The sequence below is a fragment of the Ralstonia edaphi genome, assembly GCF_958350185.1.
GTDB classification, from domain to species: domain Bacteria; phylum Pseudomonadota; class Gammaproteobacteria; order Burkholderiales; family Burkholderiaceae; genus Ralstonia; species Ralstonia edaphi.
The window spans coordinates 140,257-164,870 of record NZ_CATWHI010000008.1; the positions used below are offsets into that span (position 1 = coordinate 140,257).

The window sequence follows — 24,614 nt, forward strand, 5'->3', positions numbered from 1 at the left end:
ATGCGGGTGCGCCGACGTAGTTTTCCGCAGCGTCCTGCGCTAAGGTACGCGTCCAGTTGAATCGCTCAAGGGCAATACGGAGAACAGGCATGGGGTGGATGGGGCCGCTGTGGATCGGGCTGGCGGTGGGCGTGGCGGCGCGTTGGCTGCATCCGGCAGGCAAGCGCCTCGGATGGCTGGCCGCGCTGGTGACGGGCGGGATGGGTGCGTTGCTTGGTTACTACAGCGGCCAGTTCGCCCACCTGTATGCCGACGGGCAAATCATGGCGTGGACCGCCGCCGTGGTGGGCGCCATGCTGCTGCCTGCTGCTTGGGGCCTGCTGCGCCGCTAGGGCGGCTGCCGCTGCGGCATTCTGGCGCGGCTCAGCTTGCGCCCACGCCCGCGGTGCGCGCGTCGCGCGCGGCCAGATAGCCGGCCATCAGCGCTTCCAGTCGCTTGAAATCCACCGGTTTGGTCAGGTGATCCGTAAAGCCCGCGTCGCGGCACCGGGCGATGTCGTCTTCCATGCCATAGCCGGTGATGGCGATCGACGGGGCGCCTTGCCGCTCGGCAAATACGCGCACCACGTCGAGGCCGCTGCCGTCCGGCAAGCCAATGTCGCTGATCAGCAGATCGAATGCGCCCGATTCAGCGGCCTGCATGGCCGTGCGGGCGCTGTTGGCAACGGCCACGCTGTGGCCGAGGATATCCAGCATCTGCGCCATCGCCTCGGCCGTATCGGTGTTGTCTTCCACCAGCAGCACGTGCAGGCCGCGCGTCGGTTGGGCGCGGGGCGCGGGCGGTGTGGGCGGCGTCTCGGGCTGCACCATCTCGGTGGCCAGAGGCAGGGTGAGCGTGAAGGTGGCGCCCTCGTGGCGGCCGGCGCTCTCGGCAATCAATGAACCCTCGTGCTTCTGCACCAGCGCGTAGGCAATCGCCAGGCCCAGGCCAAGCCCGCCAAAGCGCTGCGTGATCGACGCATCGGCCTGTTCGAAGGCCGAGAAGATGCGCGGCAGTGCTTCCGGTTCGATGCCGATGCCGTTGTCCTTCACGGCGACGGCCACGGTGGAGGGCGACGGGTTCCAGACGCGCACCTCGATGGCGCCGCCGTCGGGCGTGAACTTGACCGCGTTGCGCACGAGGTTCCAGATCACTTGCTGAATGCGCGCGCCGTCGGCGTACAGCCGGCTGCGGCCTGCCTCGAAGCGTGTCTTGAGCGATAGCCGCTTGGCCTGCATGTCGTTGCGCGACATCTCCAGCGTGCTTTCCAGCAGCGGATACAAATCGACCAGCGCAAAGCTGACCGCCAGCTTGCCGCGCGCAATGCCCGTGATGTCGAGCAGGTCGTCGATCAGGCGCGCTTCCAGCTCGGCATTGCGGCGCACGACTTCGAGCTGCGCGACCACATACGCCGGCAGATCCTGGCGCATTTCCAGCAGATGCACGGCGGTCAGGATGGGCGTGAGCGGCGTGCGCAACTCGTGCGACAGCACGGCCAGAAAGTGGTCCTTGGCGTGGTTGGCGGTCTCGGCTTCTTCCTTCGCGCGGCGCAGGGCGTCGGCCGCGATGCGCTCTTCCGTGGAGTCGCGGATGATTTTCGAGAAACCGACCAGTTGCCCCGTCTCGTTGTGGATGGCCGTGACCACGCTCGATGCGTAGAACGGCGTGCCGTCCTTGCGCAGCATCCAGCGGTCGTCGGTGAGGCTGCCTTCGCGGCGCACGCGTTCGAGCTTGCGCTGGAATTCACCCGCCTCGCGCGCGGCCTGCGGATACAGAATCTCCGCCGATTTGCCGAGGATGTCTTCACGCGCATAACCAAGAATGCTGCGCGACGCCGCGTTCCATGTGCGCACGATGCCCTGCGGGTCGAGCGAGAGCACGGCGTGCTCCTTGAGCGCGTTGATCAGCAGGCGGAAATGCGTTTCCGCTTCGCGCAGCGCGGCTTCGGCGGCGATGCGCTGGCGGCGTTCGGCCGCTTCGGCCAGCGCCCGCAGCAGCACCACGGGCAGGCGCTGCAGGCGCTGCTTGATGACGTAATCGGTGGCGCCGCGCTTGAGCATGTCGACCGCGTGTTCCTCGCCCAGCGCGCCGGATACGAAGATGAACGGCGTTTGCGGCGCCATGCGGCGCGCAATGTCGAGCGCCTCGGCCCCCGTGAACTGCGGGAGCATGTAATCGGCCAGGATGGCGTCGAAGGTGCGCGCGCTGAGTTGGGCGATGAAGTCCGTCTCGTTGTCGACCAGCGTGGTGTCGGCTTGCAGATTGGCGGTTTCCAGCCGCGCGCGCGTGAGCTCCGCATCGAGCGGGTTGTCTTCGACCAGCAGCAGTTGCAGATTCGGCATGGGGGCGAATGCTCCGGATGGGGCGGCTAGCTCGCCGGCAGCGACGTGCGCCGTGCCCGGGTCGAGCCGGGCGGCGGTTCGTTGAGCACTGCCCAGAATACGCCCAGGTCGGCAATCGCGTCGACAAACGCCCGGAACTCCACCGGCTTGACCACGTAGGCGTTGACGCCCAACTCATAGCTGCGCAGCAGGTCGGTTTCTTCGCGCGACGAAGTCAGCATGACGACCGGCAGGCTCTTGAGCGCGGGCGTTGCGCGGATCTCGGCCAGCACTTCCAGCCCGTCGATCTTTGGCAGCTTCAGGTCGAGCAGCACCACGGCGGGGTTACCGGGCACGCGCTGCGCGTACAGGTTGCGCGCGTGCAAGTAATCCAGCGCCTCGGCGCCGTCCCGGGTGACGACCACGTCGTTGGCAAGCTGGCTGCGCTCCAGCGCCAGCAGGGTCAGCTCGAGGTCGTTCGGGTTGTCTTCAACGAGCAGGATGGGTTTGAGCATGGTGACAATGAGCGTGGAAAAGAACGATCAGGCCTCGCGCGTCATCGTGCGAAGGCCCGCTCGGATGCCGCTTGCGGGTCGGGCGTGCGCGGCAGGGCGAAGTAGAACGTCGCGCCGCGGTTCAGCTCGCCCTCGGCCCAGGTGCGACCGCCGTGGCGATCGATGATGCGCCGCACATTGGCCAGGCCGATGCCGGTGCCCTCGAACTCGTCCATGCGGTGCAGCCGCTGGAACACGCCGAACAGCTTGGCCACGTATTCCATCGAGAAGCCCACGCCGTTGTCGGCAATGCGCACGATGGTTTCGGCGTCGGTCTGTTCGGCGTCGATTTGGATGCGCGCCGGATCGCGGTCACGCGTGTATTTGACGGCGTTGGAGAGCAGGTTGCGCATGGCCAGTTGCAGGAATGCCGGATCGGCGCGCACCACCGGCAGGGCCGCGATGTTCCATTCGATATGGCGACGCCCCTGGTCGAGCGTCAGATCGCGCACGACGCCGCGCACGAGCTGCGTGAGGTCGACATCGGTCAGGTGAAGTGCGCCGCGTCCCATCTGCGAGAAGGTGAGCAGATCGTCGACCAGCTTGCCCGCGAAGCGCGACGACTCGGAGATCGTCTGCAGGAAGTGCCGCCCACGCTCCGAGACGTGTTGGCCTTCCATCTCGTCGAGCAGTTCGGCATAGCCGGCGATATGGCGCAGCGGCGCGCGCAAGTCGTGCGACACGGAATACGAAAACGCTTCGAGTTCGTGGTTGGCGCGGCGCAGTTCGCTGGTCAACTCCGCGGCTTCTTCGGCGCGGCGCAGCACGATGTTCAGGACGGCGTAGCGGAACTCCGCAGCGGTTTCCACTTCGCTCGTGCGCCACGGGCGCGAAGTCTGCGCGATGTGTTCCTGCCAGTGGCGCGTGCGGCCCAGCATGTGTCGGCTGTCGTGGTCGACGTCTGCGTCCGGCGCGTCACCCGCCCAGCGCACGGTGTGCGGGGTTTCGGGGCGGAACCACAGCACGTAGTGACGATGCAGCTGCGAAACCTGCACGGCCAGCACGCCGCTGGCCTGCGGCAGCAGCGCGGCGCCGTCCGGATAGGTGCTGGCCAGCCGATCGGTGTGGAATACCTCGCCGGGGCGCTCCTTGGCAAGCCATTCGGTCAGCCGCAGGATGCTAGCCTCGTCCGGCGCCGCACCGATGCGCACACACTCGCCCTGGCGCACGATGGCCGCGCCGCTGGCGGAGGCAAAGCCCAGCAGATCGGCGGGATGCTCCAGCAGGCCCTCGTGGAAATGGTCCCGGTCGGCCATCGCGGCCAGCAAGCGCACGAGGATGCGCCGCAGTTCCAGCCGGTGCGCGATCTCCGCGCGGTCTTCCTTCGCTTCGATCTGCAGCGACAGAATCTGCGCCAGATGTTCGCACGCCGTGCGCACTTCAAACGACAGTGAGCAGGGCGTCGCGTGGTGGCAGGCGATCAAGCCCCAGAGAGTGCCGCGCACCGTAAGCGCCAGCGTGAACGAGGCCTTCGCCCCCATGCCGCGCATGGTTTCGCGCTGCGCTTCGGAAGCGGCGCGCAGGGCGGCGTATGTCAGGTCGGTCGTCCGGCCGGTGGACGGATGCAGCGGTGGCACCAGACCCACCGCGATGTCGTCCACATCTGCCACGAGCCGCAGCGGATTGTGGCTGTACAGGGTACGCAGTTCGGGCGTGATGCCCGCCCCAGACAGGTGTGTGCCGACCAGCGTGTCGTAGGCCTCGTCGCGCGCTTCGGCCAACGCCTGCAAGGAGCCATCGCGCTCAATGCGGTAGATCGTGACGCGGCCAAAGTGGGTGAGACGGCGGACTTCGCGGGCGGCAAGGTCCGTGAGTGCATCGACGGTGCCAACGGCTTGGAGGCTGCCGACAAACGTGCGCATCAGCGGATACATCGACGCAAACGCGCCGTCGGCTGCATGCACGGCCGGTTCCAGTTCCAGGATCAGCGTGCGCTTGTGCCGGTGTATGACCGCGTCGAGCGCGTGGCCGTGCGGTGTCTGCAGCGTGCCGATATACAGGGGGTGGCCGTCGATGCTATGCGTGGCCAGGGCGCGCTCCAGCACCTCGCGGCCGGCGCTGCCCACCACACGGTCGACGCTTGCTCCCAGCGCGCTGGCCAGCGGCGTACCCAGCGCGGTCTCCAGGTTTTCGCTCACCTGCTGGACGCGCAACTCCGGTTCGGACAGGCACAGCAACACCCCGCGCGACTGGATGGCAGCGCTGCTGCCAATACCCGGCGTGGCGTCGATGTCGTCAACTACGGACAAGGGCGGGGGCGATTGCGAACTCATGGCGTTGGGCGAGTGCGCCGCCCGGCAGGCGTTGGTCGAATGCGGGGCGACGGGCTGCCCCGGGCAAGAAGCCTACCGGGGTTCAGCGTATCTGCCGTGCGCCACGCAAGTCACGTGCCCAAGACGCGAAAATGGCGCAGCAAAGCGCTCCGAAGGCCATCGCAACGGCCTTATCGGCACTACGTGTATGTAAAAAGTGATGCCGGGCCACCTCAACGTTACAAGGCCCGGCAGCACGCACCTCGCCCAGGCACGGTGTTGCCGCGCTCGCGTTGTCCATGAAAAAAGCCCTGCAGTGATTGCAGGGCTTTTCGTTGTGCTTGCGCTGATCAGACGTTGAACAGGAAGTGCAGCACATCGCCGTCCTTGACGATGTATTCCTTGCCTTCTGCGCGCATCTTGCCGGCTTCCTTGGCACCTTGTTCGCCCTTGTACTGGATGAAATCCTCGTACGAAATCGTCTGGGCGCGGATGAAGCCGCGTTCGAAGTCGGTGTGGATGGCCGCGGCGGCGCGCGGGGCCGTGTCGCCGATGTGGATCGTCCAGGCGCGCACTTCCTTCACGCCGGCGGTGAAGTAGGTTTGCAGGCCGAGCAGCTTGAAGGCCGCACGGATCACGCGGTTCAGGCCCGGCTCTTCCATGCCGATGTCGGCCAGGAATTCGGCCTTGTCGGCGTCATCCAGATCGGCGATTTCGGCTTCGATGGCGGCGCACACGGCCACCACGGGCGAGTTCGTCTGCGCAGCGTAGTTGCGCACGGCGTCCAGGTGCGGGTTGTTCTCGAAACCGTCTTCGCGCACGTTGGCAACGTACATGGTCGGCTTGGCGGTGATCAGGCACAGCGGCTTGAGCGTCGCCCACTCGTCGTCGGTCAGGTTCAGGCCACGTACGGGCTTGGCTTCGTCCAGCACCTTCTGCGCTTTTTCCAGCACGGCGACCAGCTTGGCGGCTTCCTTGTCGTTGCCCGACTTGGCGGCCTTGGTGTAGCGCTGCAGCGCCTTTTCGACCGTACCCAGGTCAGCGAGGGCGAGTTCGGTGTTGATGACTTCGATGTCGGCGATCGGGTCGACCTTGCCGGCAACGTGGATCACGTTTTCATCTTCGAAACAGCGCACCACGTGCGTGATGGCATCCGTCTCGCGGATGTTGGCCAGGAACTGGTTGCCCAGGCCTTCACCCTTGGAGGCGCCCGCCACCAGGCCCGCAATGTCGACGAACTCGACCACCGCCGGGAGCACGCGCTCGGGCTTGACGATCTCGGCCAGCGCCTGCAGGCGGGCGTCCGGCACTTCCACCACGCCGACGTTGGGCTCGATCGTGCAGAACGGGTAGTTCTCGGCGGCGATGCCGGCTTTGGTCAGGGCATTGAACAGGGTCGACTTGCCGACGTTCGGCAGACCGACGATGCCGCATTGGAGGCTCATGGTGAAAAAGGCTCTGAATCAAGGGGTTGCGTGACGCGGGAGGAGGCGGCAGCACAGTGGAATCCGGGCTGTGCGCGTCGTTCACGGAAAGGCGTGATTGTAACCGCTCCGGGTGCGTTCTCGCCCCGGAATGAAAGCGCATTCGGTCGGGCGGGGCGCTCGGCGGCTCGCGGTATGAAGGCGTTACGGCCCCGTTACGCGTTACGTTCCAGAAACGTAACAACTTCGGTTGAAGCGGCTGTTTTTCGGGCCTGGGTCGCCTGGGGCCGGACCCCCTCCGTATCCTTCCGAGCCAAGCCGGCAAAGGCTTGAGCGCTGTTTCCGCGGGCGTTCGAAACAGCTGCGCGCCGGCCGGGCATGCCTATTGCACTGGCTTCCCGCAAACAACACGTTTGATTCTGGAGCACAGCATGTCCTGGACCGTCGCCACCGCCGCCCGCCCGATCCATACGGTTTCCGACAGCGCCGGCCTGTTTGCCTGCTACGAGGCCATCGCCAGCCTGTCCGAAGACATGGTGGACGCCGCCGAACGCGGCGATTGGGACGAAGTGAGCCAACTCGAGCGCGAATGCGCGGTCCACATGGAGCGCCTGGGGCATGGTGTGCGCCCGGCCTTGTCGCACGAAGAGGTGCAGCGCAAGCGCGACTTGATGATGCGCATCCTGGCCAACGACGCCCGTGTGCGCGCGCTGGTCTGCCCGCGTCAGGATGAACTGATGCGCCTGGTCAGCGGCGAGCGCCGCGCCATCGGCGCACGTCAGGCGTACGCCGCCGTCTCGTACTACTGAGCGACAGCCCGGTTCCAGGGCCGGACCCGATTCAGCGGTCGGCCCGCAATTCCCCCCACGACATCAGCACCCGCTGGATGCTGCGCGCATAGGCGTCGCGGTGGGCCGGCGTTTCGGAGTGATACGCGCCGATGGCCCGCCACGTGTTTCCGTGGCGAACCATTTTTTGCTTGAGCAGCCAGGCCGCCACGAACACGTTGACGCAGGCGTCGGTCAGCGCATGGCGCGGCACGCCGTAGCGCGCCAGCGTGCCGAAGTGGATCGAGTTGATCTGCGCCTGGCCGATGTCGACCGAGCCATCGGCGTTGCGGTGGATGGCGCCCGGGTCGCCTTTCGATTCAAACCACACGATGGCGCGCAGCACCGTCGGGTTGACGCCCTGATAGGTGCCGGCCTGTTCGAAGCAATCGCCTGACGCCGCGTGCGCCGCCACGCTGGAACCCGCCAGCAAGAATGCCGCGGCAAGGCGGCGCCAGTTCAAGCAAAGAAGGCGGGCGAGGGGCATGACGGCTCCGGCGGCAATCGTTGATTACTTCTGCAGGGCCACTTCAAGCTGACGCTCGATGCCGGCCAGATACGTGTGCGAGGCCTCTGACACCACCATGCGGGGCACCGGCTCGGTCGCCTTGCGCCACTGCGTGGCCGCGACCTTGCGCTTGCCGCCGCGCGCGTGTGCCACGGGCGCCGGTTCCATTTCGCCGCCGCCGCCGGGCGGCAGCATCGCGAGCGAAGGCAGGGGCGGATAGACGCGGTCGGGCGCCGCGGCCGTCGCCGGCATCAGTGCATCGGGCGGGGCGGCAAAAGCCGAAGCGGTCGAGACGCTCAGCAGGCCGACGGTGAGCGGGAAAAGCAGATGGGTCATACGCATGGCGTTCCTCTTAATCCTGCGTGCGGATCGTCACGCTGTAGGGCTGGCTGGCGCTGACGGTCAAATTTTCCAGGCGGACGTAGCCGGCGCGCTGGGCGGGCACGCCGTTCCACAGCGCCTGGTTCAGGTAGCGGAAATCCTGGGCCAGCGCGGCTACCTGGATGGTTGCCGGGCGTTTTTGCGCCGCGGCCAGCGCGCCGGCCTTGGTCAGCACGGCCGTCAGTTGCGGGTCATGCGCGCCCAGTGCGTCGGGCGGGATGGCGAAGGTCATGACTTCGCCCGGGGGCGCGGTGCGGGCCACGGGGGCGGGCGTCGTGGCAGCAGGCATCTGCGCGCAGCCGGCCAACGCCAGTAGCGCTGCCAGCATCAGTGATACGGCGGAGCGTTTGGAGAAAGTCCACATGGCGATGAGGAATGCGTGGATCGGACCCGAACTGTATCGGCGGGTCGCGCGTGTCAAAACGTCGAATTACCCGGCTTTTATCGCCCATCCCGACCGATGGCCTGAGCGGCTGAAGTCCGGTGGAAACGGCATCACATCGCGGGTCTGCGGGCGGGCGGAGCATCTTCCACATATGTGGCAGAGGCGGCATCTGCGCCCCAAAACGTGCGTACCCCGCTGCACTAGGTTCGGGGGACGAAAACGTCGTGCGCGGCAGGGGTAGGCGTAAACACTGAGCCGACACGCGCGCACGCCATGTGTCGGTCGCGACACATTTGCGCGACCACAAGGCTGCCGCACCCCCCGCCGCTATAATCGGCCCACCATGAATACACCCGCGTTTTCCTCTTCCAAGGCGGCTTCCCGGGAGGCTGCGCCCTACCACTTGGCCGTGGTGGGCGGCGGCATCGTCGGGCGTGCCTGCGCCCTGCGGCTGGCGCAGATCGGCTTGCGCATCGCGCATATCGCACCGCCCGCGCCAGCCGCCGCGCCCGCCGGGCCGGACGCCTGGGACGCGCGTGTCTACGCGTTCTCGTCCAGCTCCCAGGCGCTGCTGGAGCAGTTGCGCATCTGGCCGGCGCTCGACATGACACGCGTGCAGCCGGTGCACGACATGCGCATCTTCGGCGATGACGCTGCCGCGCGCGGCGAGCACGCCCACCCCGACCTGCACTTCTCTGCCTACGCCGCCGGCACGCCGCAATTGGCGTGGATTGCCGAATCGTCGCTGGTCGAGCGCGCTCTGGAAACCGCACTGCGCTTCGCTCACACGGTGCAGACCTTCCCGCACGCCGCCACCGGTTTCGAAATGGAAGCCGACGCCGTGCGGCTGACGCTGGCGGACGGGCAGACGATCCGCGCGGGATGCGTGATCGGCGCCGACGGCAAGCATTCGTGGGTGCGCGAGCAGGCCGGTATCCAGGCCGAAGCGAAGCCGTATCGCCAGCTTGGCGTGGTCGCCAACTTCCAGGCCGAACACTGGCATCAGGACACCGCGTGGCAATGGTTCCTCGGTGCCTCCGCCGAGCAGGCCGCCGCCACGGATGACGCCGCCCCGGTACGCGGAGAGATTCTCGCGATGCTGCCGCTGCCCGATCGGCGCGTGTCGATGGTCTGGTCCGCCAGCGAGGACCACGCCCGCGAATTGCTCGCGCTGTCGCCCGAGGCGTTGTGCCGCGCAGTGGAAGCTGCGGCGGGTGGCGCCATCGCCGCTCGCTTCGGGCGCTTGTCGAACATCACGCCTGCGCAGGGTTTCCCGCTCGTGCTGCAACACGCCAGCCGGGCGGTCGCGCCGCGCGTGGCGCTGGTAGGCGATGCGGCCCATGTGATCCATCCGCTGGCCGGGCAGGGCATGAACCTCGGGCTGCGGGATGTGTCCGAAATCGGTCGCGTGATGGCGGAACGTGAAACCATGCGCGATCATGGCGATCTGAGGTTGCTGCGCCGTTACGAACGTGCCCGCCGCGAAGATCTGCTTTCGCTCACGGCCGCCACGGACGGTCTGCACAAACTGTTCGCCCTGCCGGGCGCGCTGCCACGCACGGTACGCAACGCGGGGATGCGCATGGTGGGCATGACGCCATTTATCAAACGCTTGTTGATCAGGCACGCACTCGGCTGAGGCCATCTCAGCGGATTTGTGGTTTTTCGGGGTTCCAGGAGTCGTTATGTCGTTTCGTATTCGGGTGGCGGCCATCGCCTCTGCGGTGGCAGTGGCAGCCATTGGCGCGGGCTATGTATTGAGCGCCGGTGCCGCCGAGCCCGCCTTGGACAAGGTCAAGGCCACCGTGCAGAAGGCCCTGGGCCCGAACGTGGAGATCAAGAGCGTCACCAAGTCGCCGCTGGCCGGCCTGTACGAGATCAACCTCGGCAGCCAGGTAGTCTACAGCGATGCCACCGGCCGCTACGTGCTCAACGGCGACCTGCTCGACACGCAGACCGCCACCAACCTCACGCAGGAGCGCCTGGCCGAGCTGAACCGCGTGAAGTGGTCCGACCTGCCGCTGGACCGCGCCGTGAAGTGGGTCAAGGGCAACGGCGCACGCAAGATCGCCGTGTTCTCCGATCCGAACTGCCCGTACTGCCACAAGCTGGAGCAGATGCTCACGCAAGTCGACAACGTCACCGTCTACACCTTCCTGTTCCCGATCCTGTCGGAAGACTCGAACACCAAGGCCAAGCAGATCTGGTGCTCGGCCGACCGCGCCAAGGCCTGGCGCGACTGGATGACCGCCAAGACCGCCCCGGGCGGCGCCGGCACCTGCGACACGCCGCTGGAGGCCAACCTGAAGCTCGGCCAACAGCTGAACGTGACCGGCACGCCGGCCATCATCTTCCCGGATGGCACCCGCGCCCCGGGCCTGATCGATGCGGCCACGCTGGAGCGCAAGTTCGCCGCGCTCAAGAAGTCGTAATTCGCACGAAGGAAGCGCCGGTCGATCCGGCGCTTTTTCTTTGGGCGCTTGCATTCACCTCACCTTCGGAGACTTGGCATGTCGTTTCGCGCGCTGATGCTGGAAAAGCAGGATGGCGGGCCGCTCGCCCACATCGTCGACCTCGATGACGCAGCGTTGTCCACACCCGAAGCGCTGGCCAACGACGTGACCGCCGGCGACGTGCTGATCCGCGTGGACTGGTCGACCATCAATTACAAGGACGGCCTCGCCATCACCGGCAAAGGCCCCGTCGTGCGCAAGTGGCCGATGGTGGCCGGTATCGACGGCGCGGGCGTCGTGCTCGATTCATCGCATCCGGATTGGCGGACCGGCGATGCGGTTGTGCTCAACGGCTGGGGCGTCGGCGAGACGCACTGGGGGTGCCTTGCCCAGCAGGCGCGGCTTTCCGGCGATTGGCTCGTGGCATTGCCGGCGGGGCTCGACGCGCGGCAGGCCATGGCGATCGGCACGGCCGGCTACACGGCGATGCTCTCCGTGCTGGCGCTGGAGCGCGCCGGCGTGAAACCGGGCGACGGCGAGGTCCTGGTGACGGGCGCGTCGGGCGGCGTGGGCTCGATCGCCATCGCGCTGCTCGGCAAGCTGGGCTATCGCGTGGTGGCGTCGACCGGCAAGACGAATGAGGCCGATTTCCTGCAGGCGTTGGGCGCGACGGATGTCATGGATCGCGCCGAGCTTTCCGCCCCGGGCAAGCCATTGCAGAAAGAGCGCTGGGCGGCGGTGGTCGATTCGGTGGGCTCGCACACGCTGGCCAACGCGTGCGCACAGGTGCGCTACGGCGGCGTGGTCACGGCGTGCGGGCTGGCGCAGGGGATGGATTTTCCGGCCACGGTCGCGCCGTTCATCCTGCGCGGCGTGACGCTGTGCGGCATCGACAGCGTGATGGCGCCGCGCGCGCTGCGACAGACCGCGTGGCAGCGCCTGGCCGCCGATCTGCTGCCCGATCGCCTGGCTGCCATCACGCGCGAAGTGACGCTGTCGGAGGCCATCGACGCCGCCCACGACATCATGGCCGGCGAGATGCGCGGGCGCGTCGTGGTCGACGTCAACCGATAGGCTGGCAGGCCGGTTTGCGGACGATTTGCCATCGGCAGCGTGGGACGGCAACGCTACAATGTCCGCCATGAAGCCGATCCGCTACACCATCGCCCCCGCCGCGCCCGAGGCGCACATTTTCACCGTCACCGTCACGGTTGACGCGCCCGATGCCCAGGGCCAGCGCTTTTCGCTGCCGGCGTGGATTCCGGGCAGCTACATGATCCGCGAGTTCGCGCGCAACATCGTGCGGATCGAGGCGTCGTCCGCCCACAGGCCGGTGCGCCTGACCAAGGTCGACAAGCACACGTGGTGGGCCGCGCCGTGCACCGGGCCGCTGACGATTTCCTACGACGTCTATGCGTGGGACTTGTCGGTGCGCGCCGCGCATCTGGACGCCACGCACGGCTTCTTCAACGGTACGTCGGTGTTCCTGCGCGTGGAAGGCGCGGACGACCAGCGCTGCCTCGTCGACATCCAGCCGCCCGCCGGAGAGGCCTACCGCGGCTGGCGTGTCGCCACCGCGCTGCGCGAAGCGACCGGCCGCGTCCAGGGCAAGGCCGGCGCCAAGCGCTACGGCTTTGGCTGGTACGAAGCGGCCAATTACGACGAGCTGATCGACCACCCCGTGGAGATGGGCACGTTCGCGCTGGTGTCGTTCGAAGCTTGCGGCGCACAGCACGACGCCGTCTTTACCGGCCGTGTGCCGAACCTTGATCTGGAACGCATCGCCCGCGATTTCAAGCGCATCTGCGAAGCGCAGATCCGCCTGTTCGAGCCGCAGACCGCCACGGCGCCGTTCCTCGACAGCAACCGCCGCTACGTCTTCATGACGATGGTCACCACCGATGGCTATGGCGGCCTGGAACACCGTGCCAGCACCGCATTGATGTGCGCGCGCGCCGATCTGCCCGTCACTGGTCGCGATGAAACCACCGAGGGCTATCGCACCTTCCTGGGCCTCGTCAGCCACGAGTATTTCCACACCTGGAACGTCAAGCGCATCAAGCCGGCCACCTTCGTGCCGTACGCGCTCGACCGCGAGGTCCACACGCCGCTGCTGTGGCTGTTTGAAGGGTTCACCAGCTACTACGACGACCTGATGCTGGTGCGCTCGGGCCTGATCTCCGAAGCGCAGTATCTGGAGATGCTCGGCAAGACGTGGAACGGCGTGCTGCGCGGCAGCGGCCGCCTCAAGCAGAGCGTGGCCGAAAGCTCGTTCGACGCCTGGACGAAGTACTACCGCCAGGATGAGAACGCGCCCAACGCCATCGTCAGCTACTACACCAAGGGCTCGCTGGTGGCGCTGGCGCTGGACCTGACGATCCGCACGCAGACCCACGGCGAACGTTCGCTCGACGACGTGATGCGTGCCCTGTGGGTAACGTACGGCCGCGACTTCTACGCCGCCGGCCACGCGCAGCGCGGCGTGACCGAAGCCGGGCTCATCACCCTGATGGAAGAGACCACCGGTGTGCGCCTGCGCACGCTGGTCCGCCAGTTGACCGAGGGGCGTGACGACCCGCCGCTGCCGGCGCTGTTCAAGGCGATGGGCGTGAGCGCCACGCGCAAGGCGGCAGATCCCGCGCTTGCCCTGGGCGTCAAGACCGGCACCGAGAACGGCTACGTCAAGCTGCAGCAGGTGTTTGACGGCAGCCCGGCGCAGCAAGGCGGGCTGTCTGCCGGCGACCTCGTCGTCGCGCTGGACGGCCTGCGTGTGCCGACCGGCCAGCTCGACAAGATGCTCGCGCGCCACCGCGCCGGCGACACCGTCCCTGTGCACGTGTTCCGCCGCGACGAACTGATGCAGCTCGACGTCACGCTGGCTGCGGATGCCACGCCGCAGTTCACGCTGGCGCTCGCGTCCGAGCCCTCGCCGTTGCGCTCGGCATGGCTGGGCAAACGGGCAGCGGCGCGCAGCACGCGTGCGGCACGCGGCAAGTCAGCCTGACGCGTAGCCCGATGGACTACGTCCACGATCCACGCACGTTCCTCTACAGCCATTACGTCTCGCGCGGCGTCCGTACTGCCACCGGCGTGATCGGCCTGACGCTGCTCGCGCTCCTGGTGATGGACCTGCAGGGCGCGATGGTGGTGTCGATCGGCGCGCTGTGCACGAGCCTCATGGATTTGCCCAGCCCGCTGCGGCACAAGTTCAACGAGATGATGGCGTGCGTGCTCTTGACGACGGCCGTCACGTTTCTCGTGGCGGTGGCAACGCCGTACGCGATCCTGCCGGCAGTGATCGTGGTGGTGAGCTTCCTGGCGGGGCTCATGGTGGCGTACGGCAACAAGACGATGCCGCTGCAGTTTGCGGCGCTCTTCGTCATGACGCTCACGTTCACCGAGGAATTCGCCTTCCGCGAAGCCGTGGAGCACACGCTGCAGTTCTTCCTCGGCGCGATCGGCTACATGGCGTTTGCGATGGCGGTGGCGTGGGGCCAGCGCCGCCGCATCAAAGAGCAGGTGTTGGCCGAATGCCTGTACGAACTGGCTGTGTACGTGGAACGCAAAGCCGGCTTCTACGACGCATCCAAGGATTTCGACGAGCAGTTCAATGCGCTCGTGCGCCAGCAGATTTCGGTGGCCGACAAGCAGCAGGTGGCGCGCGATTTCGTCTTCCGCGATAACCGCACCGCCAGCGATGGGCGCCTCGTACAGATCCACATGCGGATGCTCGATATCTACGAGTATTTGCTGTCGTCCAATACCGATTACCCGCTGCTGCGCCAGTGGCTGGCCGACGCCGAGGTGATGCGTCTGCTGCGCGACGTGATCGAACGCATGCGCATGGATATCGAAGGCGTGGCCTATGCCGTTGGCCGCGACAGGCCATCACCCACGCCGATGTCGTATGACCAGGAGATGGCCGCCATTGAAGGCGCGCTGCACGAGCTGCAACACAACCACCATGGCGTGCCCATCGAAGCCATCGCGGCGCTGGAGGAATCGGTGGCCACGGTGCGCGGTGCAATCCGCCTGATGGCGCAGCTGCACGCCGCCACCGCCACACCGGTCGAACTGTCGCAGGTGCTGCTGCGCCCGGACATGACGCCGTTTCTCACGCGGCAGAAATACGAGCTGCGGCTGGTGCTGGAAGAGCTGACGTGGCGTTCGCCGGTGCTGCGCTTTGCGCTGCGCATCTCGATGGCCGTGGCTGCCGGTTTGTGGATTGCCGACCACCTGCCATATGCGTCGCATGGCTACTGGGTGTTGCTGACCATCGTCGTCATCCTCAAGCCGACCTTCAGCATGACGCGCCAGCGCAACTTCGACCGGGTGCTGGGCACGCTGATCGGCTGCGTGATTGCGGCGGTGATTCTGCGCTTCACCCATTCGACGTGGGTCCTGATGGGCGTGCTGTACCTGTCGACGGCGGCAAGCGCGGCCTTCGTCACCGTACGCTACCGCTACACGGCCATCGCGGCGTGCGTGCAGGTGCTCATCCAGATCAACCTGCTGCTGCCCGGCAGCAAGGACGCCATTGGAGAACGGCTCGTCGATACGCTGATCGGCGCGGCCATCGCCACCGCCTTCAGCTATGTGCTGCCTGCCTGGGAATACCGCAACCTGCCCAAGCTGGTGGACGACGTGCTGCGCACCAACCGCCGCTTTATCGAAGCCGCGCGCGACTTGCTGCTCGGCACGCTCAAGGACGACTTCGCCTACCGCGTGCAGCGCAAGCAGTTCATGGAATCGCTGACCGGGCTCATCGCTGCCTTCGCGCGCATGCTCGACGAGCCCAAAAGCCGGCACCGCGCCGTCGACAACCTGAACCGCTTCATCGTGCAGAACTACCTCGTGGCGGCGCACGTCGCGGCGGTGCGCATTCTTGTGCGGCAACGCGCGCAGGAGCTGGACGAGGCCGATACGCGGGCGCTGGTCGAGCAAACGGCAGAAGCCGCGCTCGAAAGCCTGGCGCGCGCCAAGGAGCGCTTCGACCAGGCCGTCCACGAAGGCGGGTGGGGCGTGCGCCCGCGCGACACGCAGGAGCTGGGCGCAGCCGACTTCGCCGATCAGTCGGCACGCTCGCGCATGGTCGACGCTGCGGCCGAATCCGAATCGCTGTCGGCGATGCACTTGCTGGAGCGCCGCTTGCAAGCGCTTCGGGCCGATACGTCCAAGATCGCATTGCGCTGCGGTGCGCTCGGGCGCGCGCTGCGTATTTCGAAGGGCTAGCGCAGCCGGGCTGAGCCTCGGACCGTCGACGACGGCGCTCAAAGAGCCGAAGTCCAGCGACAGACAGTCGAAATCCAGCGTTTAAGCGTCAATGGTCAGCCTCAGAGGGCCGAAGTCGGGTCTCGGAGGGCCGAGGACGGATCTTGAAGACTCAAACGGGAACCGAAAAAAGTCGAATTTGAGCCTCGGAGAGTCGAGCGCGACCCTCAGAGAGTCAAAGACGACCTTCAGAGCGTGAACGTTGGGCCTCGGAGGGTCAAAGTGTCGGACCTCAGAGAGTCGACGCCGGGCCTCGGAGAGTCGAAGTCGAATCTCGGAGAGTCGAAGTCGAATCTCGGAGGCTCGAAGTCGAATCTCGGGGGCTCGAAGTCGGGCCCCCGGGAGTCAAAGTCGAGCCTTGGAGAGCCGACCTCGGCCCTTAGACGGTCAACGCGGGAGCTTGGCGGCTCGTCGATCGGGCTGCGTGGCCGGTGCGGTTCAGCCGGCCTGCGGTTTCAGCCAGTCGATGGTCGGTTGGTGCTGCGCCGCCAGCCAATCATTGGCCGTCTTGAAATGCCCGCACCCCAGGAACCCGCGATGCGCGGACAGCGGCGACGGGTGCGGCGCCTCCAGCACCAGGTGCCCGTCCGACAGCAACGCCCGTTTGGCCTGTGCGTGGCTACCCCACAGCATGAACACGCGCTTGTGGCCGACGCGCGCGAGCTGCTCCAGCAGGCAATCGGTGATGCGTTCCCACCCGCGCTTGGCGTGGCTTGCGGCCTGGCCTTGCTCGACGGTGAGCACCGTGTTCAGCAGCAGCACGCCTTGCTGTGCCCAGCCCTCCAGGTTGCCGGAGGTGCCCGGCAGCTTGCAGCCGAATTCCGCTTCGATTTCCTTGTAGATATTGCGCAGGCTCGGGGGCACGCGCACACCGGCCGGCACCGAAAACGCCAGCCCATGCGCCTGCGGAATCTCGCGGCCACCGACGGTGCCCGTGCCGTGATACGGATCCTGGCCGAGGATGACGACGCGCACATCGTCCACCGATGTCAGGTGCAGCGCACGGAAAACATCCGTCGGAAAGATCGGCTTGCCGGCGGCGCGCTCGCCATCGACGAAGGCGCATAGCGCCGGCCAATTGGTCTGCGCGATACAGGGCGTGAGGATTGCCTTCCAGTCGGCGGGCAGGGCATCGAACTGCTGGGCCAGCGGGGTGAAACCGACGGCGGTCGTGTCCGCTGCGGGTTCGTCGAAGAGGGCGGCTTGCGCCGGATTGGCGCGTCGCGTCACGGCTGGCCCCCAGTGGCCTTCGTGCGCAACTGGTAGCCGCGTTGCGCCTTGCTGATGTCGAGTGGCGTGAGACCGGGCACGGCGGCGCGCAACTTCTGCGTCCAGGCGTGCAGGCGCTCGGCAATCGCGTCTTCGGCGAGCGTGCTGCCGGCTGCGGGTTTCCACTCCAGTTCGAGTTCGTCGATCGGCTCGCGTGCCTGCGTGCCCGGGATCAGAATGGCACCGGCATCCAACGCGATCTCGATCTCACCGCCATCCGCTGCGACATGCCACAGGCGGCGCGTGAAGTCGGTGCGGAACAGCGGGGCGAGCGCAGACGCATGCGGCCGAACATAGTCAGCGGCTTCGGCGGCGTTGTTGGCGACAAAGGCATCGAGGGACAGTGCGTCGTTTTGAAGCGGCACCTCCCATTCGTGGCGGGCGCTCAAACCGGACGTACTCACTGCTGCGGTCTTCAGCGTTTGCAGCCATTGGCTGCCCTGACGGCGCACGCGCAGCGCGGCGCGGTTGCGTGCCAGCGCCTGGTCGGGCGTGTCGTAGTAGACGTTGGCCAATTCCACCGAGCCGGCCGCCTGCGCATTGGCGTCCAGCCAGCCGACCAGTGCGTCGTGCGCGCCGGCCGATACGGCCAGCTTCAGTTCAATCTCGCGGGCCATTGTCTGGCGCTCAGGCGAACAGGCGGGCCAGTTCGGCGCCCGGGTCGTCTGCACGCATGAAGGCTTCGCCGACGAGGAACGCGTTGACGGCGGCGGCGCGCATCTTGCGCACGTCGTCGGGCGTGAGGATGCCGGATTCCGTGACGACGATGCGGTCGTCCGGCATGTGGTTGAGCAGGCCGAGCGTGTTGTCGAGCGACGTCTCGAACGTGCGCAGGTTGCGGTTGTTCACGCCCACCAGCGGCGTTTGCAGACGCAGCGCGCGGTCCAGCTCGTGGCCGTCGTGCACTTCCACCAGCACGTCCATGCCGAGTTCCAGCGCGCACGCTTCGAGTTCTTCCATCAGGCCCTGGTCCAGCGCGGCGACGATCAGCAGGATGCAGTCCGCGCCCCACGAGCGGGCTTCGTACACCTGGTACAGATCCACCATGAAGTCCTTGCGCAGCACCGGCAGCGCGCAGGCGGCGCGCGCCTCGCGCAGGTAATCGGCGTGGCCTTGGAAGAACTGCTCGTCGGTCAGCACCGACAGGCACGCGGCGCCGTGCTCCGCATAGCTGCGGGCGATGTCGGCGGGCTTGAAGTTCGGGCGCAGCACGCCCTTGGACGGCGACGCCTTTTTCACCTCGGCGATGACCGCCGCGTTGCCGGCGGCGATCTTGTCGCGCATCGCCTTGGCAAAGCCGCGGGCGCCGAGCGTGCTGTCGGTGCGGTTGGCTTCGGCTTCGGCGCGTACGCTGGCGAGGTCGCGGTGCTTGCGCGCGGCGGCCACTTCTTCGGCCTTCACGGCCAGGATTTTCTGCAGGATGTCGGACATATCAGGCTTTGAACTGGTTGGTGACGCGCACGAGTTCGTCGAGCTTGGCACGTGCCGCGCCCGAGGCGATGGCTTCGCGGGCCAGCTTCATGCCGTCGCCGATCGAGCCGGCGATGTTGGCTGCGTACAGTGCAGCACCCGCGTTGAGCGAGACGATCTCGCGCGGCGTGCCGGGCTTGTTCTCGAGGGCGTCGATCAGCATGGCTTTGGACTCGTCGGCGTCGGCCACCTTCAGGCTGCGGTTGGACACCATCTGCAGGCCGAAGTCTTCCGGATGGATTTCGTATTCGGTGACGACGCCGTCCTTGAGTTCCCCGACCAGCGTGGCAGCGCCGAGTGACACCTCGTCCATGCCGTCCTTGCCGTAGACAACCACGGCGTGCTTGGCGCCCAGGCGTTGCATCACGCGCACCTGAATGCCGACCAGGTCCGGATGGAACACGCCCATCAGGATGTTCGGCGCGCCGGCCGGGTTGGTCAGCGGCCCCAGGATGTTGAAGATCGTGCGCACGCCCAGTTCCTTGCGGATCGGGGCGACGTTCTTCATGGCCGGGTGGTGGTTGGGCGCGAACATGAAGCCGATGCCCACCGTCTCGATCGATTCGGCCACCTGCTCGGGCGTGAGCATGATGTTCACGCCCAGCGCTTCCAGCACATCGGCGCTGCCGGATTTGGAGCTGACGCCGCGTCCGCCGTGCTTGGCGATGCGCGCGCCGGCGGCGGCCGCCACGAACATCGAGGCGGTGGAGATGTTGAAGGTGTTGGCGCCGTCGCCGCCCGTGCCGACGATGTCGACAAAGTGATCGGACACCTCAGCGGGTACATCAACCTTGGTGGCGAATTCGCGCATGACGGTGGCAGCGGCCGCGATTTCGCCGATGGTCTCTTTTTTGACGCGCAGCCCCATGGTGAGGGCGGCTGCCATGACGGGCGACATCTCGCCGCGCATGATGAGCCGCATCAGGTGCAGCATTTCGTCGTGGAAGATTTCCCGATGTTCGATACAGCGGACGAGCGCTTCTTGCGGAGTGATGGACATGGTCGTTCCGTATTCAGTTGGGCGCTGCCGGAGCCGCAGCCGGGGTGACCGGCTGTGCGGCGTCGCGCAAGGCGCCGATGCGCTCACGCGAGAGATCGGCCTCGCATGCGGCTTCTGCCAGGTCGGCATCGGGCGCATTGCGGGCCAGGCGGCGTTGCAGGTCGCATTCGGCCTGCCGGTAGAGTTGGTGCGCGCGCACGGTGCGGTCGAACGCCATGGCGGCGCCGCGGTCCGTGCCTTTGTTGGCAGCCATGCGGGCGCGCAGCGCGGTGCGGCGTGTCGATTCGGCCGACGCCAGTTCCGTTTGTGCCGCCTTGCGTGCAGTCTGCACGCATTGGGCGACGTTGCCGGCCTCGGGCTGGGCCGCGCGGCAGGCGTCCAGCGTACCGGCCATCGCCGGCAGGCTTGCCATCATCGCCAGCGCCACCGCGCACACGCGGCGCATCAGACGCGTTCCTTCAGGAAATTGCCGAGCAGCGCGTGGCCGTGTTCCGACAGGATCGATTCCGGGTGGAACTGCACGCCTTCCACCGGCAGCGTCTTGTGGCGCACGCCCATGATCTCGCCGTCTTCGGTCCAGGCGGTAATTTCCAGGCAGTCGGGCAGCGTTTCGCGCTCAATGGCAAGCGAGTGATAGCGCGTCACCTTGAAATGGCGCGGCAGGTTGGCGAACACGCCCACGCCGGTGTTCTCGATGGTGCTGACCTTGCCGTGCATCACCTTCTGCGCGCGGATCACGCGGCCGCCAAACGCATCGGCAATCGCCTGGTGCCCGAGGCACACGCCCAGGATGGGCACGCGCCCCGCAAAGTGCTTGAGCGCCGGAACGAGGATGCCGGCTTCCGTCGGCGTGCACGGGCCGGGCGACAGGCAGATGCGCTCCGGGTTCAGCTTTTCGATCTCTTCGATCGTGATCTCGTCGTTGCGATAGGTGCGCACGTCCTGGCCGAGTTCACCAAAGTACTGGACGATGTTGTAGGTAAAGGAGTCGTAGTTATCGAGCATCAACAGCATGGTGGTCTCCTTTAACCTCAGAAATCGGCGTCGAGGCCGTCTTGCACTTGCTCGGCCGCACGCAGCACGGCGCGCGCCTTGTGTTCGGTCTCTCTCCATTCGGCATCGGGGTCCGAATCGGCGACCACGCCGGCGGCGGCCTGCACATAGAGATTGCCGTCCTTGATGATGCCGGTGCGGATGGCAATGGCCAGATCCATCTCGCCCGAGAAGGAGAGATAGCCCACCGCGCCGCCGTAGATGCCGCGCTTGACCGGCTCCAGCTCGTCGATGATCTCCATCGCGCGCACCTTGGGCGCGCCCGACAGCGTGCCGGCCGGGAAGGTCGCGCGCAGCACGTCCATGTTCGTCATGCCCGGTTTCAGGCGGCCCTCGACGGAGCTGACGATGTGCTGCACGTGCGAATACTTCTCGATGACCATCTGGTCCGTCACCTTGACCGAGCCGATCTCGGCAATGCGGCCGATGTCGTTGCGCGCCAGATCGATCAGCATGACGTGCTCGGCGATTTCCTTCGGGTCGTTGAGCAGCTCGGTGGCGAGTTCAGCGTCGCGCTCGGGCGTGTTGCCGCGCGGGCGCGTGCCGGCCAGCGGGCGGATCGTCACGATGCGGGCGGATTCGTCCGCGCCGTTGCTGCTGTTTTCAGCAGCCGGCACACGGCGCTCTTCCTGGCGCACCAGGATTTCCGGCGACGCCCCGACGATCTGCATGTCGCCGAAGTTGTAGAAGTACATGTACGGCGACGGGTTCAGCGAGCGCAGCGCGCGGTACAGCGACAGCGGCGCATCGCGGAACGGCTTGACCAGGCGCTGGCCGATCTGCACCTGCATCATGTCGCCGGCAGCGATGTATTCCTTGGCCTTGAGCACGGCGGTGATGTAGTCCGCCTTGTCGAACTCGCGGATGGTGTCGGTGCGCACCGACGCCGACGTCACCGGCACATCGACCGGCTGGTGCAGCTTCGTACGCAACGCGCGCAGCCGCTGCTTGGCGCGCGAATAGGCTTCGGGTTTCGACGGGTCGGCGTAGACGATGAGGTAGAGCTTGCCCGACAGGTTGTCGATCACGGCCAGCTCTTCGCAGAGCATGAGCTGGATGTCGGGCAGTTGCAGATCGTCGGGCGGGGCGGTCTCGGCCAGGCGCGGTTCGATGAAGCGCACGGCGTCGTAGCCGAAATAGCCGGCCAGGCCGCCGCAGAATCGCGGCAGGCCCGGGCGCAGCGCCACTTTCTGGCGGCGCTCGAAGGCGGCGATGAAGTCCAGCGGGTTACCTTCGTTCGTCTCCACCACCTTGCCGTCGGTCACCACTTCCGTGCGGTTGCCCTTGGCGCGCAGCAGCGTGTGCGCATGCAGGCCGATGAAGGAGTAACGCCCGAAGCGCTCGCCGCCTACCACCGATTCCAGCAGGAACGTATGCGTGCCCCGGTCGTGCGATTGCGCCAGCTTCAGATACAGCGACAGCGGCGTCTCCAGGTCGGCCAGTGCCTCGGCAATCAGCGGAATGCGGTTGTAGCCCTGGTCGGCCAGCGATTTGAATTCGAGTTCGGTCATGAGCGGTCAGGTCGATTCGCCGGGCGGGACGGTTGCGCGCCCACCGGCATGCGTTCGCTCCACGGCAAACGCAAGAGCGTCAATGATGCCGTCGGAACGTTAGCAGAACATCAGGGATGGGAACGCGCGAACGTCGTAAAAGCGACCGTGCGATCCCGCAAGGGTCGTCCGCAGCCGATAGCGGGCCAGCGGAAGACCGGCGGGCGGTCAGCGTTTGGGGCAGGAGATGCGAGGGTGGTTTGGGCGGCGCGTTGGTGACGCGCCAGAATGCCGAAACCGGGGAAGAACGATCAGCAGCCGTGCAAACGCTTACGCCCGAGCGAGGGCGTGCCAGGGCCGCCAGGGCCAGGCCCCCCGGTCACCACCAGCGTCGACGCGTTTGCGATTCAGGAACATGGATCGTCAGTTGGAAGCGGCAGAGATGGCGTTGTGGGGCTCTGCATAGGGCCGGATCAACTCGGCTGCCGCAAAAAGTGTGTCGACTATAGCATCGGCTCCCGCGGCCTGTATAGGCTGGCCGTGGTTGTAGCCATACGGCACCGCCAGCACGCGCATGCCGGCCGCTCGCGCCGCTCGGGCGTCGTTTTCCGAATCGCCAATGGCCACGATTTCAGCCGGCGTCAGGCCAAACGCTTCCGCCACGCGCAGCATCGGATAGGGATCGGGTTTGCGATACGGGAACGCGTCGCCCGGGTAGACGAGGTCGAAATACGTGTTCAAGCCGAGCTGCGCGAGCAGCGGCTGCGTGAAATCGTGTGGTTTGTTCGTCACGCACGCGAGCGCGAGACCCATGTCGCGCAGTGCGGCCAGCCCTTCGTGTACGCCGTTGTAAACATTGACGTGCCGGCCGTTGATGGCGATGTAGGCGCGCTGGTAAGCCTCCAGTCCCTCCGCAAAGCGGCTGTTGGCCTGGGCGGGCGGCAGGCGTGCGTCAAGCACGCGCCGCACGAGGTTTTCCGAGCCTTTGCCGACATAGCCGACGACTTCCTCGGCCGGCATGTCAGGCGTGGCGCCAAGTGCCTCCAGCATTGCGTTGATGGCGGCGTGGAAGTCCCCCGCCGTGTCAACCATCGTCCCGTCCAGGTCGATGATGACGGCGCGGACGGGGCCGGCGGGTAGCGCGCCCGTCGTCATGCCAGCGGGGCCAGCGCCTGGCGCAGCGCGCCCACGGTGCCCCGGTAGCCGCCATCCGCATCCGGCTTGCCGAACACGGCTGAACCCGCGACGAAGGTGTCGGCGCCGGCCTTGGCAATCTCGGCGATGTTGTCGGCCTTCACGCCGCCGTCGATCTCCAGCAGGATCTTGCGGCCCGTCTTGTCCTGGTATGCGTCGAGCTTCTGGCGTACGGCGCGCAGCTTGTTCAGCGCTTCGGGAATGAACGATTGGCCGCCGAAGCCCGGGTTGACCGACATGATCAGCACCATGTCCAGGCGGTCCATCACATGATCCAGGTAGTGCAGCGGCGTGGCCGGATTGAAGACGAGGCCAGCCTTGCAGCCGTTGTCGCGGATCAGCGCCAGCGAGCGGTCGATGTGCTCGGAAGCTTCCGGGTGAAAGGTGATCAGGTCGGCGCCGGCCTTGGCGAAGTCCGGAATGATGCGATCGACCGGGCTGACCATCAGGTGCACGTCGATCGGCACCGGCTTGCCATCCTTTTGTGCGTGTGGCCGAATCGCCTCGCAGACCAGCGGGCCGACGGTCAGGTTCGGCACGTAATGGTTGTCCATCACATCGAAGTGGATCCAGTCGGCGCCCGATTCGAGCACGCGGCGCACTTCTTCGCCCAGGCGGGCAAAGTCGGCGGACAGGATGGACGGGGCGATGCGGAAACCGGACGGATCGATGGCGACAGACATGATGGGAGACGGATAAGGCGCGCGAACTTGCACGCAAAGGCGCAAAAGAAGGGCGCTATTTTAGCCGGATCGGCCGTCTGCCCGCGCCTTGCCGCTGCC

The 24,614-nt window shown here is 66.6% G+C and carries 23 protein-coding genes; 7 read left to right on the plus strand and 16 right to left on the minus strand.

The annotated features are described in order from the left end of the window. The first annotated feature begins 89 nt into the window (after positions 1-89). Positions 90-332 (plus strand): GlsB/YeaQ/YmgE family stress response membrane protein, encoded by a 243-nt coding sequence (locus tag R2669_RS22990; protein ID WP_316891612.1) that lies wholly within the window; start codon positions 90-92, stop codon positions 330-332. A 31-nt stretch (positions 333-363) separates the two neighbouring features. Here R2669_RS22990 and R2669_RS22995 read toward each other — a convergent pair whose 3' ends face one another. The 4 genes from R2669_RS22995 to ychF all read right to left on the minus strand — a co-directional run bounded on the left by R2669_RS22995 (position 364) and on the right by ychF (position 6,552). Continuing rightward, the gene (locus R2669_RS22995) at positions 364-2,322 is read right to left on the minus strand and encodes a hybrid sensor histidine kinase/response regulator (RefSeq protein ID WP_316902149.1); all 1,959 of its coding nucleotides are present in this window, start codon (positions 2,320-2,322) and stop codon (positions 364-366) included. A gap of 26 nt (positions 2,323-2,348) precedes the next feature. Then, on the minus strand, positions 2,349-2,816 hold the full coding sequence (locus tag R2669_RS23000) for a response regulator (protein ID WP_147216391.1): 468 nt from the start codon (positions 2,814-2,816) through the stop codon (positions 2,349-2,351). Between the two features lie 41 nt (positions 2,817-2,857). Then, positions 2,858-5,128 carry an ATP-binding protein gene (locus R2669_RS23005; protein ID WP_316902151.1) on the minus strand — a complete coding sequence of 757 codons (2,271 nt, stop codon included), beginning with the start codon at positions 5,126-5,128 and terminating at the stop codon, positions 2,858-2,860. A 329-nt stretch (positions 5,129-5,457) separates the two neighbouring features. Beyond that, complete coding sequence (gene ychF / locus R2669_RS23010; protein ID WP_147216390.1) at positions 5,458-6,552, minus strand: redox-regulated ATPase YchF; 1,095 nt, start codon at positions 6,550-6,552, stop codon at positions 5,458-5,460. Between the two features lie 410 nt (positions 6,553-6,962). Here ychF and R2669_RS23015 point away from each other — a divergent pair, with 410 nt between their 5' ends. After that, positions 6,963-7,340, plus strand: a complete 378-nt coding sequence (locus R2669_RS23015) for a flagellar protein FliT (RefSeq protein ID WP_316902153.1) — start codon at positions 6,963-6,965, stop codon at positions 7,338-7,340. Positions 7,341-7,371: 31 nt separating this feature from the next. On the opposite strand, the gene R2669_RS23020 is transcribed toward R2669_RS23015, so the two are convergent. From R2669_RS23020 to R2669_RS23030, 3 genes are read right to left on the minus strand one after another with little or no spacing between them, the layout of a single operon-like run. Beyond that, on the minus strand, positions 7,372-7,845 hold the full coding sequence (locus R2669_RS23020; RefSeq protein WP_316902154.1) for a lytic transglycosylase domain-containing protein: 474 nt from the start codon (positions 7,843-7,845) through the stop codon (positions 7,372-7,374). A 24-nt stretch (positions 7,846-7,869) separates the two neighbouring features. Beyond that, the gene (locus tag R2669_RS23025) at positions 7,870-8,208 is read right to left on the minus strand and encodes a hypothetical protein (RefSeq protein ID WP_316902156.1); all 339 of its coding nucleotides are present in this window, start codon (positions 8,206-8,208) and stop codon (positions 7,870-7,872) included. 10 nt (positions 8,209-8,218) lie between these two features. After that, entirely contained in the window at positions 8,219-8,611 is a 393-nt protein-coding gene (locus R2669_RS23030) for a hypothetical protein (RefSeq protein WP_316902158.1), read from the minus strand. 364 nt (positions 8,612-8,975) lie between these two features. Between R2669_RS23030 and R2669_RS23035 the strand changes: the two genes are divergently transcribed. The 5 genes from R2669_RS23035 (at position 8,976) to R2669_RS23055 (ending at position 16,317) form a co-directional block, all read left to right on the plus strand. Beyond that, entirely contained in the window at positions 8,976-10,271 is a 1,296-nt protein-coding gene (locus tag R2669_RS23035; RefSeq protein ID WP_316902160.1) for a UbiH/UbiF family hydroxylase, read from the plus strand. Between the two features lie 46 nt (positions 10,272-10,317). Then, the gene (locus R2669_RS23040; RefSeq protein ID WP_092975612.1) at positions 10,318-11,064 is read left to right on the plus strand and encodes a DsbC family protein; all 747 of its coding nucleotides are present in this window, start codon (positions 10,318-10,320) and stop codon (positions 11,062-11,064) included. A 78-nt stretch (positions 11,065-11,142) separates the two neighbouring features. Then, a complete protein-coding gene (gene acuI, locus R2669_RS23045) occupies positions 11,143-12,159 on the plus strand; it encodes an acrylyl-CoA reductase (NADPH) (RefSeq protein ID WP_316891620.1) in 1,017 nt (338 codons plus the stop codon). A gap of 67 nt (positions 12,160-12,226) precedes the next feature. Then, positions 12,227-14,089, plus strand: a complete 1,863-nt coding sequence (locus R2669_RS23050) for a M61 family metallopeptidase (RefSeq protein WP_316902177.1) — start codon at positions 12,227-12,229, stop codon at positions 14,087-14,089. A gap of 11 nt (positions 14,090-14,100) precedes the next feature. Continuing rightward, complete coding sequence (locus tag R2669_RS23055; RefSeq protein WP_316902179.1) at positions 14,101-16,317, plus strand: FUSC family protein; 2,217 nt, start codon at positions 14,101-14,103, stop codon at positions 16,315-16,317. 477 nt (positions 16,318-16,794) lie between these two features. Here the strand turns inward: R2669_RS23055 and R2669_RS23060 are convergent, their stop codons facing one another. The 9 genes from R2669_RS23060 to rpe form a co-directional block, all read right to left on the minus strand. Then, entirely contained in the window at positions 16,795-17,586 is a 792-nt protein-coding gene (locus R2669_RS23060) for a uracil-DNA glycosylase (RefSeq protein ID WP_316902162.1), read from the minus strand. Continuing rightward, positions 17,583-18,242 carry a CYTH domain-containing protein gene (locus tag R2669_RS23065; protein ID WP_316891622.1) on the minus strand — a complete coding sequence of 220 codons (660 nt, stop codon included), beginning with the start codon at positions 18,240-18,242 and terminating at the stop codon, positions 17,583-17,585. Before R2669_RS23065 ends, R2669_RS23060 begins: the two co-directional genes overlap by 4 nt. Positions 18,243-18,252: 10 nt before the next feature. Next, positions 18,253-19,056 carry an indole-3-glycerol phosphate synthase TrpC gene (trpC, locus tag R2669_RS23070; RefSeq protein ID WP_316902164.1) on the minus strand — a complete coding sequence of 268 codons (804 nt, stop codon included), beginning with the start codon at positions 19,054-19,056 and terminating at the stop codon, positions 18,253-18,255. A 1-nt stretch (position 19,057) separates the two neighbouring features. Further along, entirely contained in the window at positions 19,058-20,095 is a 1,038-nt protein-coding gene (trpD, locus tag R2669_RS23075) for an anthranilate phosphoribosyltransferase (protein WP_316876796.1), read from the minus strand. Between the two features lie 13 nt (positions 20,096-20,108). After that, positions 20,109-20,540: a lysozyme inhibitor LprI family protein gene (locus tag R2669_RS23080; protein ID WP_430708837.1), complete on the minus strand. Its 432-nt coding sequence runs from the start codon at positions 20,538-20,540 to the stop codon at positions 20,109-20,111. After that, positions 20,540-21,109 (minus strand): aminodeoxychorismate/anthranilate synthase component II, encoded by a 570-nt coding sequence (locus R2669_RS23085; RefSeq protein WP_232041114.1) that lies wholly within the window; start codon positions 21,107-21,109, stop codon positions 20,540-20,542. The genes R2669_RS23080 and R2669_RS23085 overlap by 1 nt, the downstream gene beginning before the upstream one ends. Positions 21,110-21,126: 17 nt before the next feature. After that, a complete protein-coding gene (gene trpE / locus R2669_RS23090) occupies positions 21,127-22,659 on the minus strand; it encodes an anthranilate synthase component I (protein WP_316902166.1) in 1,533 nt (510 codons plus the stop codon). A gap of 402 nt (positions 22,660-23,061) precedes the next feature. Then, positions 23,062-23,793 (minus strand): phosphoglycolate phosphatase, encoded by a 732-nt coding sequence (locus R2669_RS23095; protein ID WP_316902168.1) that lies wholly within the window; start codon positions 23,791-23,793, stop codon positions 23,062-23,064. After that, positions 23,790-24,515: a ribulose-phosphate 3-epimerase gene (rpe, locus tag R2669_RS23100; protein ID WP_316902170.1), complete on the minus strand. Its 726-nt coding sequence runs from the start codon at positions 24,513-24,515 to the stop codon at positions 23,790-23,792. Before rpe ends, R2669_RS23095 begins: the two co-directional genes overlap by 4 nt. Positions 24,516-24,614 lie beyond the last annotated feature (99 nt).

What these genes read in the sequence shown, in the direction of transcription:
- R2669_RS22990 (WP_316891612.1), top strand. Translation starts at nt 90, where the DNA reads ATGGGGTGGATGGGGCCGCTGTGGATCGGGCTGGCGGTGGGCGTGGCG.
- R2669_RS22995 (WP_316902149.1), bottom strand. Translation starts at nt 2,322, where the DNA reads ATGCCGAATCTGCAACTGCTGCTGGTCGAAGACAACCCGCTCGATGCG.
- R2669_RS23000 (WP_147216391.1), bottom strand. Translation starts at nt 2,816, where the DNA reads ATGCTCAAACCCATCCTGCTCGTTGAAGACAACCCGAACGACCTCGAG.
- R2669_RS23005 (WP_316902151.1), bottom strand. Translation starts at nt 5,128, where the DNA reads ATGAGTTCGCAATCGCCCCCGCCCTTGTCCGTAGTTGACGACATCGAC.
- ychF (WP_147216390.1), bottom strand. Translation starts at nt 6,552, where the DNA reads ATGAGCCTCCAATGCGGCATCGTCGGTCTGCCGAACGTCGGCAAGTCG.
- R2669_RS23015 (WP_316902153.1), top strand. Translation starts at nt 6,963, where the DNA reads ATGTCCTGGACCGTCGCCACCGCCGCCCGCCCGATCCATACGGTTTCC.
- R2669_RS23020 (WP_316902154.1), bottom strand. Translation starts at nt 7,845, where the DNA reads ATGCCCCTCGCCCGCCTTCTTTGCTTGAACTGGCGCCGCCTTGCCGCG.
- R2669_RS23025 (WP_316902156.1), bottom strand. Translation starts at nt 8,208, where the DNA reads ATGCGTATGACCCATCTGCTTTTCCCGCTCACCGTCGGCCTGCTGAGC.
- R2669_RS23030 (WP_316902158.1), bottom strand. Translation starts at nt 8,611, where the DNA reads ATGTGGACTTTCTCCAAACGCTCCGCCGTATCACTGATGCTGGCAGCG.
- R2669_RS23035 (WP_316902160.1), top strand. Translation starts at nt 8,976, where the DNA reads ATGAATACACCCGCGTTTTCCTCTTCCAAGGCGGCTTCCCGGGAGGCT.
- R2669_RS23040 (WP_092975612.1), top strand. Translation starts at nt 10,318, where the DNA reads ATGTCGTTTCGTATTCGGGTGGCGGCCATCGCCTCTGCGGTGGCAGTG.
- acuI (WP_316891620.1), top strand. Translation starts at nt 11,143, where the DNA reads ATGTCGTTTCGCGCGCTGATGCTGGAAAAGCAGGATGGCGGGCCGCTC.
- R2669_RS23050 (WP_316902177.1), top strand. Translation starts at nt 12,227, where the DNA reads ATGAAGCCGATCCGCTACACCATCGCCCCCGCCGCGCCCGAGGCGCAC.
- R2669_RS23055 (WP_316902179.1), top strand. Translation starts at nt 14,101, where the DNA reads ATGGACTACGTCCACGATCCACGCACGTTCCTCTACAGCCATTACGTC.
- R2669_RS23065 (WP_316891622.1), bottom strand. Translation starts at nt 18,242, where the DNA reads ATGGCCCGCGAGATTGAACTGAAGCTGGCCGTATCGGCCGGCGCGCAC.
- trpC (WP_316902164.1), bottom strand. Translation starts at nt 19,056, where the DNA reads ATGTCCGACATCCTGCAGAAAATCCTGGCCGTGAAGGCCGAAGAAGTG.
- trpD (WP_316876796.1), bottom strand. Translation starts at nt 20,095, where the DNA reads ATGTCCATCACTCCGCAAGAAGCGCTCGTCCGCTGTATCGAACATCGG.
- R2669_RS23080 (WP_430708837.1), bottom strand. Translation starts at nt 20,540, where the DNA reads ATGCGCCGCGTGTGCGCGGTGGCGCTGGCGATGATGGCAAGCCTGCCG.
- R2669_RS23085 (WP_232041114.1), bottom strand. Translation starts at nt 21,109, where the DNA reads ATGCTGTTGATGCTCGATAACTACGACTCCTTTACCTACAACATCGTC.
- trpE (WP_316902166.1), bottom strand. Translation starts at nt 22,659, where the DNA reads ATGACCGAACTCGAATTCAAATCGCTGGCCGACCAGGGCTACAACCGC.
- R2669_RS23095 (WP_316902168.1), bottom strand. Translation starts at nt 23,793, where the DNA reads ATGACGACGGGCGCGCTACCCGCCGGCCCCGTCCGCGCCGTCATCATC.
- rpe (WP_316902170.1), bottom strand. Translation starts at nt 24,515, where the DNA reads ATGTCTGTCGCCATCGATCCGTCCGGTTTCCGCATCGCCCCGTCCATC.